Source organism: Haemophilus sp. HMSC061E01 (genome assembly GCF_001810345.1).
Lineage (GTDB): Bacteria > Pseudomonadota > Gammaproteobacteria > Enterobacterales > Pasteurellaceae > Haemophilus_D.
The window spans coordinates 440,874-455,934 of record NZ_KV801015.1 but is presented as its reverse complement, the minus strand read 5'-3'; the positions used below and the strand labels follow the sequence as shown (position 1 = coordinate 455,934).

Annotated in this window: 14 protein-coding genes; 10 read left to right on the top strand and 4 right to left on the bottom strand. The window is 39.3% G+C overall.

Features of this window, described 5'->3' with window-relative positions:
- Positions 1–57: 57 nt before the first annotated feature.
- Entirely contained in the window at positions 58–507 is a 450-nt protein-coding gene (locus tag HMPREF2732_RS08160) for a LexA family protein (RefSeq protein WP_075875252.1), read from the bottom strand.
- Between the two features lie 273 nt (positions 508–780).
- Here HMPREF2732_RS08160 and sstT point away from each other — a divergent pair, with 273 nt between their 5' ends.
- Genes sstT through HMPREF2732_RS08130 form a run of 6 tightly spaced genes read left to right on the top strand, consistent with a single transcriptional unit; the run spans position 781 to position 6,182 of the window.
- Positions 781–2,022: a serine/threonine transporter SstT gene (sstT, locus tag HMPREF2732_RS08155; protein WP_070592382.1), complete on the top strand. Its 1,242-nt coding sequence runs from the start codon at positions 781–783 to the stop codon at positions 2,020–2,022.
- A gap of 58 nt (positions 2,023–2,080) precedes the next feature.
- Positions 2,081–3,529: a molybdate ABC transporter ATP-binding protein ModF gene (modF, locus tag HMPREF2732_RS08150; protein WP_070592381.1), complete on the top strand. Its 1,449-nt coding sequence runs from the start codon at positions 2,081–2,083 to the stop codon at positions 3,527–3,529.
- Between the two features lie 44 nt (positions 3,530–3,573).
- A complete protein-coding gene (locus HMPREF2732_RS08145; protein WP_049370905.1) occupies positions 3,574–4,488 on the top strand; it encodes an SPFH domain-containing protein in 915 nt (304 codons plus the stop codon).
- A gap of 55 nt (positions 4,489–4,543) precedes the next feature.
- On the top strand, positions 4,544–4,999 hold the full coding sequence (locus tag HMPREF2732_RS08140) for an NfeD family protein (protein ID WP_070592380.1): 456 nt from the start codon (positions 4,544–4,546) through the stop codon (positions 4,997–4,999).
- Positions 4,996–5,601, top strand: coding sequence for an NAD(P)H-dependent oxidoreductase (locus HMPREF2732_RS08135; protein ID WP_070592379.1), 606 nt, complete (start codon positions 4,996–4,998; stop codon positions 5,599–5,601). Before HMPREF2732_RS08140 ends, HMPREF2732_RS08135 begins: the two co-directional genes overlap by 4 nt.
- A gap of 23 nt (positions 5,602–5,624) precedes the next feature.
- Complete coding sequence (locus tag HMPREF2732_RS08130) at positions 5,625–6,182, top strand: TorD/DmsD family molecular chaperone (RefSeq protein WP_070592378.1); 558 nt, start codon at positions 5,625–5,627, stop codon at positions 6,180–6,182.
- Between the two features lie 98 nt (positions 6,183–6,280).
- Here the strand turns inward: HMPREF2732_RS08130 and gyrA are convergent, their stop codons facing one another.
- Positions 6,281–8,926, bottom strand: coding sequence for a DNA topoisomerase (ATP-hydrolyzing) subunit A (gyrA, locus tag HMPREF2732_RS08125; protein ID WP_070592377.1), 2,646 nt, complete (start codon positions 8,924–8,926; stop codon positions 6,281–6,283).
- A 153-nt stretch (positions 8,927–9,079) separates the two neighbouring features.
- Entirely contained in the window at positions 9,080–10,843 is a 1,764-nt protein-coding gene (gene ycaO / locus HMPREF2732_RS08120; protein ID WP_070592376.1) for a 30S ribosomal protein S12 methylthiotransferase accessory factor YcaO, read from the bottom strand.
- Positions 10,844–11,022: 179 nt separating this feature from the next.
- Between ycaO and HMPREF2732_RS08115 the strand changes: the two genes are divergently transcribed.
- Positions 11,023–11,361, top strand: a complete 339-nt coding sequence (locus tag HMPREF2732_RS08115) for a YegP family protein (RefSeq protein WP_005695704.1) — start codon at positions 11,023–11,025, stop codon at positions 11,359–11,361.
- Here HMPREF2732_RS08115 and HMPREF2732_RS08110 read toward each other — a convergent pair whose 3' ends face one another.
- Complete coding sequence (locus HMPREF2732_RS08110) at positions 11,362–12,078, bottom strand: class I SAM-dependent methyltransferase (protein ID WP_070592375.1); 717 nt, start codon at positions 12,076–12,078, stop codon at positions 11,362–11,364.
- A gap of 10 nt (positions 12,079–12,088) precedes the next feature.
- Here HMPREF2732_RS08110 and gloB point away from each other — a divergent pair, with 10 nt between their 5' ends.
- The 3 genes from gloB to HMPREF2732_RS08095 all read left to right on the top strand — a co-directional run bounded on the left by gloB (position 12,089) and on the right by HMPREF2732_RS08095 (position 14,975).
- Positions 12,089–12,790, top strand: a complete 702-nt coding sequence (gloB, locus tag HMPREF2732_RS08105) for a hydroxyacylglutathione hydrolase (RefSeq protein WP_049370258.1) — start codon at positions 12,089–12,091, stop codon at positions 12,788–12,790.
- A gap of 135 nt (positions 12,791–12,925) precedes the next feature.
- Positions 12,926–14,248, top strand: a complete 1,323-nt coding sequence (gene hemA, locus HMPREF2732_RS08100; protein ID WP_070592374.1) for a glutamyl-tRNA reductase — start codon at positions 12,926–12,928, stop codon at positions 14,246–14,248.
- A complete protein-coding gene (locus HMPREF2732_RS08095) occupies positions 14,232–14,975 on the top strand; it encodes a phosphodiester glycosidase family protein (protein WP_049370260.1) in 744 nt (247 codons plus the stop codon). Before hemA ends, HMPREF2732_RS08095 begins: the two co-directional genes overlap by 17 nt.
- The last annotated feature ends 86 nt before the right edge of the window (positions 14,976–15,061 follow it).

Sequence of the window (15,061 nt, the reverse complement as noted above, 5' to 3'; positions counted from 1 at the left end):
AAAGTGCGGTTAATTTTAACCGCACTTTTTCTTTATTTAGATTATTTGATTATTGGCTTAAGCAGCAAATTTCATTAAGTCTCTTCTTGGTTTCATTTGATGGATAGTATTCGTCACCGTGCCAACTAACGGAAGGTTTGTCCATTGTGTTGTTTTAATATTTTCCACTTTAGAATCTAATGCCATGAATACAAATTCATTACCGCTTACGCCGGCAAATTCATAAATATGGAATTCGTCTTGTTTTTCTAATACGACAAGATCACCAATGAAAAGGCTGTCATTTTTTTCAACCACTAACATATCGCCCATTTCAATCCCCCAAGCAAGCATATTCGGATTGGTAACACGAATAAAACAAGTTTGTTGTGGACGTTTGATACAATAAAGGTTGAGGTCTAATTTTTTATTAAATGTCGATTTGCTTTCAACATCATTGAAAAATGGCATAGGATGATAAGAAAACGTCATATCATTTTGTGCAACTGTATTTGCGTAGTTCATCATCTTGTGTTCCTTTTAGTTTGTGTGTTTTTAATCAGTGGTTGTTTATACAGTTGTAATATACTGGTATTAGATACAGTATGTCAATAGGGGATAGAAAAAATTTTTTTATAGGCGAAAATTTTAGAAAAAATTCATTCCTAGCTTAAAAAGTTCAATTTTTTAGCAAAATAATAAAGAAAAAATTTTCTTTTAAATAAAATTTGAGCTATCTTTATCGTGTTTCGGTGGATCGTAACGATCTGAAGTTCAACTTAATCTTCATTTAAAACTATTATGAATACAACACGTTTATTTCATTTTTTGTTCCAAGGTAATTTGGTAAAACGAATTGCTGTTGGTTTGGTACTCGGGATCTTTGTTGCCTTGGTGAATGAGAGTGTAAAAAATTCAGCAGGTATTGATCTTGCATCTAGCTTTGGCGTGCTGGGTCAAATTTTTGTTAAAGCATTACGTGCAGTTGCACCAATTTTGATTTTCTTCCTTGTTATGGCGGCACTCGCTAATAAGAAAGTGGGTTCTAAAAGCAACATGAAAGAAATTGTCGTGCTTTATCTTTTGGGTACTTTCTTAGCGGCTGTGGCTGCAGTAATTGCAAGTATGGCATTCCCATCAGATGTTGCTCTTGCAGTAAAAGAAGATGCGAGCTCAGCGCCTCAATCTGTTGGCCAAGTGATGCTTACTTTAGTATTGAATGTGGTGGATAACCCATTAAATGCGATTTTCAAAGCCAACTTTATCGGTGTTTTAGCATGGTCTATCGGTTTAGGTTTAGCCCTTCGTCATGCATCAGATGCAACTAAACAGGTTGTAGCTGATTTTGCAGAAGGCATTTCTAAAATTGTTCACGTGATTATTTCATTTGCACCTTTCGGTGTATTCGGTTTAGTGGCTGAAACATTATCTGACAAAGGTTTATCTGCGTTAGGTGGATATGTTCACTTATTATTCGTGTTAATCGGTACAATGCTATTTACTGCCTTTGTACTTAATCCAATTCTCGTTTATTGGAAAATTCGTCGTAATCCATATCCATTAGTGTGGACTTGTGTGCGCGAAAGTGGTGTAACTGCATTCTTTACACGTAGCTCTGCAGCAAACATTCCTGTAAACATTGAATTAGCAAAACGCTTAAATCTTGATGAAGAAACCTATTCAGTGGCAATTCCATTGGGTGCAAATATCAATATGGCGGGTGCGGCAATTACTATTACTGTATTAACGTTAGCGGCAGTTCATACATTAGGTATTGAAGTTTCTTTTGTTAGTGCGGTGTTATTAAGTATTGTTGCTGCACTTTGTGCGTGTGGTGCATCTGGTGTGGCTGGTGGTTCATTATTGTTAATTCCATTAGCTTGTAGCTTATTTGGTATTAATGATGACATTGCAGCTCAAATGATCGGTGTAGGTTTCGTGATTGGTATCTTACAAGATTCAACAGAAACCGCGCTAAACTCTTCAACTGACGTATTATTTACTGCGGCAGTATGTATGGAAGAAGAGCGTAAAAACGGCTAATTAAATGAATCTGACAAGGCGGGCAAATTGCTCGCCTTTTGTTTTTAAGGGAAAGAGAATGACACTTTTAATTCAGCAAGCAAAATTTAAGCTTTATCAAAAACAGACCTTAAACTTACCGCACTTTGCGATTGAGCCACAACAATATTGGGTTGTGGTAGGCAGTAATGGGAGTGGGAAATCGGCGTTTGCTTTAGCTTTGCAAAATGAGTTACCTTTACAGGAAGGGGAGTACCATAATTCCTTCAAACGTGTTCACTCCTTTTCTTTTGAAAAACAACGAGAAATTCTTGAAGCCACATTAAAGAATTTAAACAACGATGATACTGGTCCCGATTTTTTTGGTAAAACGGCAAGAGAAACCATTTTAAATGGCAGCACGGAACTCACTTTTTGTGAACAAATTGCAGAAAAATTAGGGATTACTTATCTCTTAGATCGTTTCTTTATCAAACTTTCCACTGGGGAAACACGAAAAGTCTTATTGGCACAAACATTATTGCAAAAGCCCGATTTATTAATTTTAGATGAACCTTTTGAAGGGCTAGATCAGCAATCAGTAAAAGATTGGATGGTGATGTTGAACGAACTAAAAAAAGAATGTGCTATCGTTCTAATCGTTAATCGTTTGGCAGATATTCCGGCTGAAGCGACTCATTTAGCTATGTTGGAAAATTTAGAGTTAGTATTAGAAGGTGTACGCCAATCCATTGAGCAACAAAGTATTTATCAACAATTAGTGTATGCGGAACAGTCTGTTGATGTTGCGTTGCCTGAGCCGGCCTCACCATTACTAAAACTGTCTGAAAACCAACCGCACTTTGAACTTAAAAATGTTACAGTTCAGTATGGCGATAAAGTGATTTTGGATCATTTAAATTGGGTTGTTCAGCCAAATCAAAATTGGTGGATTAAAGGACCAAATGGAGCAGGGAAGTCAACCTTACTTTCGTTAATTACAGGTGATCATCCTCAAGCCTTTGCGAATCATGTGGTGATTTTTGGTAAACAACGTGGTTCAGGCGAAACCATTTGGGATATCAAACAAAAAATTGGTTACGTAAGCAGCCAACTGCATTTAGATTATCGTGTGAATTGTTCCGTGCTAGATGTGATCATTTCAGGTTTTTTTGACAGTATTGGGATTTATCAACAAGTGCCAGAGGCAATTCGTTTGAAAGCCATGCAATGGTTAGCTCGTTTAAATCTGACTCATTTAGCAAAAAAGCCATTTCGTTCACTTTCTTGGGGACAGCAACGTTTGCTTTTAATTACACGAGCGATGGTGAAGCATCCACCTGTTTTAATTTTAGATGAGCCTTTTCAAGGGCTTGATGGGTTAAATCGCAAGTTAGTAAAACATTTTATTGAGCAACTCGTTAATAATAGTGAAACACAGCTTTTATTTGTTTCTCATCAAGATTTAGATGCCCCGAATTGCATTACACATCTTTTTGAATTTATAAGAGAAAACGATAAATATATTTATATACAAAGTGCGGTCTAATTTGTTAGACTTTTCTTATATTTCCTCACATTAAGGAGCAATCTATGGAAGGCTTATCCGTTGCCGCAATCGTCTTTATTGTATTAGTCGTCGTCGTACTTTTTTCAGCACTCAAAACTGTACCGCAAGGTTATAACTGGACGATTGAGCGTTTTGGGCGTTATACCCACACTTTAATGCCTGGCTTAAACTTTGTCGTACCATTTGTGGATCGTGTTGGCCGTAAGATCAATATGATGGAACAGGTATTAGATATTCCATCACAAGAAGTTATTTCTAAGGATAACGCGAACGTATCTATTGATGCGGTCTGTTTCGTTCAGGTGATTGATGCTCGTAGTGCAGCTTATGAAGTGAACCATTTAGAACAGGCGATTATCAATTTAACCATGACTAACATTCGTACTGTATTAGGTTCGATGGAATTGGATGAAATGCTTTCCCAACGTGATTCCATTAATGGTCGCTTGCTGGCAATTGTGGATGAAGCGACCAATCCTTGGGGAATTAAAGTTACTCGTATTGAAATTCGCGATGTGCGTCCACCACGTGAGTTGATTGATTCAATGAACGCACAAATGAAAGCAGAACGTAATAAACGTGCGGAAGTCTTGGAAGCGGAAGGGATTCGTCAGGCAGAAATTCTACGTGCAGAAGGGGAAAAACAAGCCCGCATTCTGAAAGCGGAAGGGGAGCGTCAAGAAGCCTTCTTACAAGCAGAGGCGCGTGAGCGTGCAGCTGAAGCGGAAGCGAAAGCAACCCAAATGGTGTCAGAAGCGATTGCTAGCGGTGATACCAAAGCGATCAATTACTTCATCGCACAAAAATACACGGAAGCTTTAAAACAAATCGGTGGTTCACCGAATAGCAAAGTAGTCATGATGCCGCTTGAAGCTGGCAATTTAATCGGTTCGGTAGCGGGTATTGCCGAACTGTTAAAAGGCGATAAAAAAGCGTAATTTATTATTAAAGTGCGGTTAAAAATGACCGCACTTTTTCTCTCAAGGAGTTGATATGGCAGATTGGTTAACAACTTGGTCGGTGTGGCATTGGTTGGTATTAGGTTTTGTATTGTTAATCGCTGAAACCCTTGTACCCGGTGTATTTTTATTGTGGTGGGGCTTGGCTGCGATTGTGACGGCAGGCGTAATGGCATTGGTGCCGAGTTTATCCTTAACCGCGTTAGCCGTTTTTTATGCAATTTTAGCGATTATTCTCTCGTTGCTTTGGTGGAAATACCAACATAGCAAAGATAATCAGGATCAATCACGTACAACCTTAAATCAACGGGATCATACACTATTAGGTAAAAAAGGCACGGTATTAGAAATCGGTTCTAACGGGATTGGTCGCGGTGCTTTTGGCGATACCACATGGCGTATTCAAGGCGAGCATTTGACAGTGAATGATCTTGTGGTGGTAGAACGCGTTGATGGTATTACATTGTTAGTTAAAAAGGTAACAGAATGAATCATTTGATTATTTTTGCGCATCCCAATAGCCAAAAAAGTTTTGGTCGTGCAATTGTGGATCGCATTGTAAAAGCAAGCCAACAGCTTGGTGTTGAAACCCATTTGCGCGATCTTTATACCATGGAATTTAATCCGATTATTTCCTTTGAAGAATTACAATCGGCCAATAAGGGGATTATCCCGGCAGAAATTCAGCAGGAACATGATTTTATTCGCCAAGCAGATTTGATTACGATGGTTTATCCTTTATGGTGGATGGGCTTTCCCGCAATCTTGAAAGGCTATTTGGATCGTGTATTAAGCCATGGTTTTGCTTATAAAACAGAAAATGGTGAATCTAAAGGTCTGCTTCAAGGTAAAGCGATGCAACAATTTATCACCATAGGGAGTAGCGTAGCAAAATATCAAGAATACGGCGTGGATAAATCCCTCAATCATTGTTTGATCAATGGTTTATTTAATTATTGTGGTATCGAGAATGTGGATTACTCTTTATTTGGTGATATTCATATTATCGATAATGCTGCTCGCCAAGCGATGCTTGATGAAGCTGCTGAAAAAACAACAGCAAAATTGACCGCACTTTTAGCTCAATCTTGAGCACAATTATAGGAAAGCAACAGATGTCAGAAACTCAAATGAATAATTTCTCTTTAATTAGTCGCTTATTCGGCAATTTATTTTATCGCAGCCCTACGGATCCAATTTTGAGTGGGGTATTTGATTGGCTGCAACAACAAGGTTTAAGTCAAGTGTGGGCACTTTCTACGGATAAAGAAAGCGAAGCTGCCATTGATAATTTACAAATGAAAATTGATTTAACGTTGCTTGATCAAGAATATCAAAAATTGTTTGGCCCAAACGGTAATGTGCCGACAGCTATTTCTAGTTATGATATGGATGTGCAACGTTTTGTGGATTTTCGTCATGCTCGTAATGTGCCTGAAGCAGAGAATGTGGATCATTTTGCCTTGTTATTGCTTACGGCTTCTTGGTTAGAAGACAATACGGAATCGTTATCTGCTCAACAAGATTTATTCGGTGATTTCTTATTACCTTGTGCAGCGAAATTTTTAACCCAAGTAGAAACTTATGCCACACTTCCTTTTTATCGTTCATTGGCGTATTTAACCCGTGAAATTCTTGCGGCAATGGCTGATGAATTAGAAGAAGGCGAGTAGTTTTCATCAGTAGAATAGATCCCTAAAAGAGATTTTTAGATACCAATAAAAAAGCCCCACGAATCAAAACGCGGGGCTTTTATTTATTGTAAGATTATTTATTCTTCAGAAGTCACATCTTCAATGCCTTCGTCTTCATCATCCACATCACAAACACGTTCAAGACTGACTACGTGCTCATCTTCTGCGGTACGAATTAAACGAACCCCTTGGGTGTTACGGCCAACGATGCTCACTTCACTTACACGAGTACGCACTAAGGTACCTGCATCGGTGATAAGCATAATTTGGTCGGTTTCTTCTACTTGTGTCGCAGCAACGACTTTGCCGTTACGTTCGCTTACTTTAATCGAAATCACCCCTTTGGTATTACGGGATTTGGTTGGGTATTCGCTTAATTGTGTACGTTTACCGTAACCATTTTGCGTCGCCGTAAGGATTGCACCATCATTTTTCGGCACAACTAAGGAAACCACTTTATCGATGTTGAGATCGAGGGTTTCTTCTGCATTATCGTCCGAAACCTCTTCAATTTCGACCGCACTTTCATCGTCAGCGATATCATTAGTGAGGGCAAGTTTAATACCGCGTACACCTGTTGCTAAACGACCCATTGCACGGACTGCGCTTTCAGCGAAACGCACTACGCGACCTTGAGATGAGAACAACATGATTTCGTTAGAACCGTCGGTGATATCCACACCGATTAATTCATCTTCATCACGTAAGTTCAAGGCAATGATACCGCTTGAACGTGGACGGCTAAATTCGGTTAGCGCAATTTTCTTAACAATACCACCAGCGGTTGCCATGATGACGAATTTATCTTCTTCATAAGCAGAGATTGGTAGGATTGCGGTGATACGCTCGTTTTCTTGCAACGGTAGAATATTCACAATCGGACGACCACGTGCGCCACGGCTGGCTTGTGGTAATTGATAGACTTTCAACCAATATAAACGACCACGGCTAGAGAAGCAGAGAATCGTATCGTGAGTATTCGCCACTAAAAGTTTTTCGATGAAGTCTTCATCTTTCATCTTCGTTGCGGATTTACCTTTACCACCACGACGTTGTGCTTCGTAGTCGGTAAGCGGTTGATATTTCACATAACCTTCGTGAGAAAGGGTCACCACTACATCTTCTTGAGCAATTAAATCTTCTAAATCAATATCACCAGAAGCCGCAGTAATTTCAGTACGACGTTCATCCGCGAATTGTGCGCGTACTTGTTCAAGCTCTTCACGAATCACTTCCATCAAGCGTTCAGGGCTGTTGATGATGTGAAGAAGTTCTGCAATTTTAACCAATAACTCTTTGTATTCATTGATCACTTCTTCGGTAGCAAGACCGGTTAAGCGATGTAAGCGAAGTTCTAAGATTGCATCAACTTGTTCTGGAGAAAGGTAGTAATCCGAACCTTTAATACCAAATTCAGCCGCTAACTCAGCTGGACGTGCCGCTGCATCAAGCAAACCTAAAATTTCGTTATTCAGTTTCCAAGGACGAGAAATTAATTTTTCTGCCGCTTCTTTACGCTCTTTCGATTGACGGATGATATCGATGATTTCATCGATATTTGATGTCGCAACCGCTAAACCTTCTAAAATATGAGTACGCTCGCGGGCTTTACGCAATTCAAATAAAGAACGGCGAATCACCACTTCTCGACGGTGCATCACAAAGGCTTCAATGATTTGTTTTAAGTTGAATAAACGTGGTTGACCGTGATCTAAGGCCACCATGTTGATCCCGAAGGTCACCTGCATTTGGGTAAGCGCATAGAGATGATTTAATACCACTTCGCCTACGGCATCGCGTTTGATGTCGATTTCAATGCGGATCCCTTCTTTGTTAGAAAGATCGATAATATTGCTGATGCCTTCGATTTTTTTATCTTTGATAAGCTCAGCAATTTTTTCTACCAATTTGGCTTTGTTCACCTGATAAGGCAATTCGGTCACAATGATTTGCTCTTTGCCTTTATCTGTGGTTTCTACGCTTGCACGAGCGCGAACATACACTTTGCCGCGGCCAGTGCGATAAGCTTCTTCAATCCCTTTACGGCCATTAATTAATGCCGCTGTTGGAAAGTCTGGACCTGGAATATATTGCATTAACTCATCAATGGTGATGTTTTCGTTATCAATATAAGCCAAGCAGCCATCTAAAACTTCATTTAAGTTGTGTGGAGGAATATTCGTTGCCATCCCCACCGCAATACCGGAAGAACCGTTTGCTAAAAGTGCAGGAATACGGGTTGGTAATACATCCGGAATCATTAATTCGCCATCATAGTTTGGCGAGAAATTCACGGTTTCTTTATCCAAGTCAGTTAATAACGCTTGGGTGATTTTTTGCATACGTACTTCGGTATAACGCATTGCCGCTGGCGCATCACCGTCGATTGAACCGAAGTTACCTTGCCCATCTACCAACATGTAGCGCAATGAGAACGGCTGTGCCATACGCACAATGGTGTCATACACCGCAGAATCACCGTGCGGGTGATATTTACCGATTACATCACCTACCACACGGGCAGATTTTACGTATTTTTTGCCGGCAGTGATGCCAGATTGATCCATGGAGAAAAGCACACGTCGATGCACCGGTTTTAAACCGTCACGTACGTCGGGCAAAGCACGCCCAACAATCACCGACATGGCGTAGTCAAGGTAAGAAGATTTGAGTTCTTCTTCAATATTGACTGGGGTAATAGAGGAATGGATTGAATCCGTCATTTTTATTCCTTTTTTGATCAAAAAATTGCGACGGATTATAGCATAAATTTAAGCGTTTTTGTGTGAAAAGTGCGGTTGATTTTAAAGCAGTTTTTTGATGCGGAAATAAATAAGGCAGACATTAAGTCCGCCTTATGATTAAGAGAAAATCGTCTATTTCCAATTTTCTCGTTTGGCTTTTTGTAATTTAGCATAAGCGCCAAGTAAAGCTTGGTGTTCTTTGAAGTTTTCAAGCGTTTCATCACTGGCTGGCAAGTTATAGAACGGGTTACCTTTTTCTGCCACTGCAGCCCAAGCTTGTTGAACGGCTTCTTTACCATACATTCTTTCAAATACAGTACGATATTGTTGTGGATCGCGAGTATTGTCTAAATGCAATTCAATGATGCTGATTAAGGCACGATAGTAATTCACACGCTCAGGCGTAAACACAGAGCTGTTCATATTTATCGTCCAGTTTGCCCAATCTAAGGCTAATTCTAATTCACCTAATGCTAAGTAAAGCATGGATTTAAGTTCACCAACACGTAATGTTGTCCAACCGCTTGCTTTTGGTGCAACGATACCGATAAATTCGCGAACGCGTGTAGCATCATCAATATCTTGCTCATCTAATTCTGCTAATAATTCTTCATAAGTCTCAGCATCATGATGATGGTGCGGTAGATCCAATAAGATCTCACGCCAGTCCATACCCATATTATTATTGGCATAAATGAGATCATCAGCAGGATAGATATCAGACATGCCAGGTACGATAATGCGACAAGCGTAAACGTCTAAATGGTTGTAATCCATGATATAGACTTCTTTTTCCTCTGCATTAAAGATTGTCATCAAGTTTTCATATTCTTCTTGCGTTGAACCTGAGAAATCCCAATCTACAAATTCATAATCTGGCGTATTTTTAAATAAATCCCAAGAAATTAAACCGCTAGAATCAATAAAGTGTGTTTCAAGGTTAGCATGCTCCGCCACATCATCATTATTGAATGATGGAGGAGAGAATACATCGAGATCTTTTAAGCTGCGACCTTGTAAAAGCTCCGTTACGGTACGCTCTAATGCCACTTGGAAGTTTGGATGTGCACCAAAAGAGGCAAAGCACGTGCCATTATTTGGGTTGAGTAATACCACGCAAATGACAGGATATTTGCCGCCTAGTGACGCATCAAAGGCATAAATAGGGAAGCCTTCTTCCTCTAATTTTTCAATAGAGGCTTGAATAGATGGATAGCGATCCATCACGGATTTTGGAATTTCAGGAAGACTGATTGCTTCTGCAATAATGCGATTTTTTACGTAACGTTCAAAAACTTCTGAAAGCCCTTGCACTCGTGCTTCATTTTTTGTGTTACCGGCAGACATTCCGTTAGACACATACAAATTCGCAATGATACTTTGTGGAATATAGACGGTTTCTTGATCGGATTGACGCACATAAGGCATCGCGACAATACCGCGATCGTAATTACCAGATTGCAGATCCACAAGCAATTCTGGGGTTAGTTCTTGATTTGGATCGAAATAATCCCATAAGTAATCATCTAAAATCCCTAGTGGTAAAAGGGCTTCATCTTCAATAGGAAACCATTTTTCAGTGGGATAATGGACGAAATCGCTATTGGCAATCTCTTGCCCTAAATAGAAATCGGCAAAGAAATAGTTGGTGGAAAGACGTTCGAAATATTCACCTAATGCAGATGCTAACGCAGCTTTTTTGCTCGCGCCTTTACCGTTAGAGAAACATTGTGGGCAATCTTTATCACGAATATGTACAGACCAGACATTTGGCACAGGATTAAGCCAAGAGGCTTCTTCGATATTGAAACCAAGTGCGGTCAATTTTTGTTGAAATTTTGAAATACTGTCTTCAAGTGCGGCATCTTTGCCGAGAATAAATGTTTGTTCGGTCATAATTGTTCCTGTTATAAAAAGTTCTCGCATCATAGGGGAGTTTAATGGGCTGATCAAGCATAAAATTTATACGCTTTAGCTCTTGTTTTCTTTGATTTTTAAGGGTAAATTAGCCTGGCGCAGAAAGGCATTTTCTGTGTAGGTAAAATTATAAACAAATCAATCAATTGGGAGACATCATGGCTCAAGGATTTTATGAATTAAAAGTGGCTAAAGACGGACAATTTATGTTCAACTTAAAAGCAGCAAACGGACAAGTTATTTTAACTAGCGAACTTTATAAAACAAAAGCATCAGCTGAAAACGGCATTGCATCAGTGCAAAAAAATGGTGTGGATGCGAAAAACTTTGAATATCGCGTAGCGAAAAATGATAAACCTTATTTCGTATTAAAAGCGGCTAACCACCAAGAAATTGGCCGTAGCCAATATTATTCTTCTCAAGCTGCAGCAGAAAAAGGCGTTGAGTCTGTAATAAATAATGCATCTTCTGCAGTAATTAAAGAAGTAACAGAATAATTATTCTGTTCTGATTTCTTTAAATGCACTTGCCGGCTCTAAAAACGCCGGCATTTTTGATCGCGCTTTCTCAGGATTCAGTGTTAAGGGATAAGTTCGTTTCTGGGCAATGATCACAGTGAGCGGAGAGCAGAGCGAGCTCTTCTCTTGTTTTATGGATAGTCTTTCTTCTGCAATCACATCAAAATTTAATAATGATAGCCAGTCAACCACTCGCCAAGTGGCATATTGTCGGAACTTAAACTCGCCTAATTTCGGTTTGAAAAGCAAGGGACTCAGCGGATTAAATAACGTGATGAAAATCCAACCGTCATCTTTTAAAACACGATGTGCTTCACGCAATATTTGATGAGGATCTTGCGCAAAATTTAAGGTATTTGCTAATAAGCAGGCATCCATTTCTTTTTCAATAAAAGGCAAGGTTAATGGCGATGCTTGGAGCAAGCTATCACTTTCATTTAAAAGTGCGGTAGGAAAATGCGCTGTTTTTTCAGCTAACACAATTTGATGACGTAAAGGCAAGTCAAAGGCAATTTCGCCACTTAAGGCACCGACTTTCAGAATTTGATAGCCTAAAATTTTTGGCGTCCATTGGGCAAAATAATGTGTTAATACGTTACAATAGGCTTCACCTTGTGGTAACGCTTGCCAACTTTCAGGTAAAAGAAGTGGTTTGTGCCATTTGGCTTTCCAATTCAATGTTAATCCTATTTTCATAAGGTAATTTATGCTAGTTCCTATTCCTGCACTCAATGATAACTATATTTGGCTTTATAGACGAGAAAATTTCCCCGTAATTGTGATCGATATCCCAGAAATAACCCGTTTAATTCCGTATTTAGAATCGAATAAATTAGACGTAGAAGCGGTGTTATTAACCCATAATCATGATGATCATGTGCAAGGTGTCGCGGAGTTTAAGCAATATTATCCTAATGTGCCTGTTTTCGGTCCAACAGAATGTGCAAATAAAGGGGCAACCAATATCGTGGATAGTGGTGTGATTAATACGGCACATTATCATATTGAAGTTTTGCCAAGCGGTGGTCATACGGCAGGGCATGTCAGCTATTTGGTGGATGGGCATCTATTTTGCGGCGATGCGTTATTTTCTGGTGGTTGTGGACGCGTGTTCACGGGAAATTTTGCTCAAATGTTTGAATCTATGCAGCGTTTTAACCAATTACCAGATGAAACCGTTGTTTGTCCGGCTCATGAATATACGCGGGGTAATTTAGCTTTTGCAGAAACCATATTGGCGGATAAAAGTGCGGTTGAAAATCAACGTATTTTAGTGGAACGTTATCGAGCAGAGGGGAAACCGAGTTTGCCAACAACAATTGGATTAGAGAAACAAATTAACCCGTTTTTGCAAGCAAAAAATTTAGACGAATTTACGCAATGGCGTTTAGCGAAAGATAAGTTTTAACTCGTTTTAGTTATTTGTTTGAGTTTTTTCTCTTGAAATTTGCTCAATTCTCAACAATTCATTAAAATAGCGAAACTTTTACTTTCTACTTAATCCGCATGTTCATAAAAGTGCGGTTGTTTTTATTAGGTTTTTATGACCCTTCTTGTTCTAGGCATTAATCATAAAACGGCTTCTGTTGCTGTTCGTGAGAAAGTCGCTTTTTCTGAAGAAAAGCGGCAGCTTGCCTTACAACAAATTCACCAACAAGATTTGGCAGAAAGTGCGGTTATTCTTTCTACCTGTAACCGTACAGAGATTTATCTTCACCATCGTCAAATTTCACCCCAAGAGTGTAAGCAATGGCAAACGAACTGTACAAATTGGTTTGCTAATATTCATCAGCTTTCTGTCGATGAATTAAATAAAAGTATTTACACACATCAAAATCAACAAGCAGCGAATCATTTAATGCGCGTGGCCTGTGGTTTGGATTCATTAATTTTGGGTGAGCCGCAAATTTTAGGACAGGTGAAACAAGCTTTCCAAATCAGTGAAGATTATTATCAAGCGGCGAATATTCCGCTTTCAAGTACGCTTTCTCGCTTGTTCCAAAAAACCTTTGCAACAGCAAAACGAGTGCGTACTGAAACCAATATTGGTGAAAGCGCTGTGTCGGTAGCTTATGCAGCTTGTAGCTTGGCTCGTCAGATTTTTGAATCTTTACGTGAACTACAAATTTTACTTGTTGGGGCAGGAGAAACCATTGAATTGGTGAGCCGTCATTTATTACGCCACGGGGTAAAAAAATTGATGATTGCTAACCGCACTTTATCTCGTGCTGAGCAGTTGGTGGAAAAATTAGCGTCTAATACACCGATTGATGTGTATTCGCTTGATGAATTGCAAACCCCATTAAATCAAGCGGATATTGTCATCAGCTCTACAGGCAGTCCAAATGTTTTAATCACCAAAGCAATGGCTGAAATTGCGGAGAAAGCACGCCAATTTAGACCGACTTTAATGGTTGATATCGCCGTACCTCGTGATATTGATGAAAACGTCTCGGAATTAGAAAGTGTGTATCATTACACCGTAGATGATTTGCAAGATATTATTCAACGCAATCTTTCTCAACGTGAGCAAGCATCAGAGCAAGCACAGGACATCATCACACAAGAATGCACGGATTTCTTTGAGTGGTTGAAGGTTCATCAATTCTCCAATTTGATTCGTCATTATCGTGATGAGGCGGAGAATACTCGCCAAGAACTACTCGAAAAAGCCTTACACCAAATTCAACAAGGTGAGAATGCTGAAAAAATTCTGCAAGAATTGAGTTATAAGTTAATGAATAAACTCATTCATGCACCAACCCAAACCATGCAAGCGATGATGAAATCTGGTAATGCGGAAGGCTTGCATGCCTTTTCAAATGCTTTGCATTTAACCCATCCTTTAAATGAAAAAAACGATTAAATTTTTGACTGCACTTTTCAGTAGCGCATCGTTACTGATGAGTGTGCCAGCCCTAGCGGAATACCGAACTTTTGATGATGGCAATATTACTTATGGAATTTTTCAAGCAAAGCCAGAAGAAGTACAGCTACATTGGAAAGATGCTGAAGGTAAAGATTATCAAAGTTTAACGCGTCTCAAAAATGCCTTAGAGCCTAGCTATAACGTGAAAATGATCATGAATGCAGGCATTTATAGCATGGATAATACGCCAGCGGGATTATGGATTGAGCATGGAAAAGAGCTCAATGCGTTAAATACAAAATCAGGCAAAGGTAACTTTCATGTACAACCCAATGGTGTGTTTGCCATTGCAGGAAATAAGCCCTATATTTTAACAACCACCGCTTATCAGAAAAGCAAGCTCAAGCCGGATTTTGCGTTGCAATCAGGCCCGATGTTGATTATTCATAGCAAAATAAATCCGCAATTTAGAGCAAATCTAGAAAGCTATCATAAGCGTAATGCAGTGTGTTTGACGAAGCAAAATGAATTACTGTTTTTGATGACTATAAGAGGTGAGCCTAATCTTTATACCTTGAGTCAAGGTTTGCTTAAAATTGGTTGTCAGGATGCCTTATATCTTGATGGAACCATTTCTAATTGGTACATCCCAGGGCAATTTAGCTCTTTGCATTGGAAGCATTTTGTGGGAATGATCTCCGTTCTTGATGTGAACAAAAAATAGCAAAAGCGTTTTATTTATAATCAACTAAATCAAAAAATCCGTTTTTTGCAAAAAAATGATTGACGAGAATAGGTCAAATCAGGATA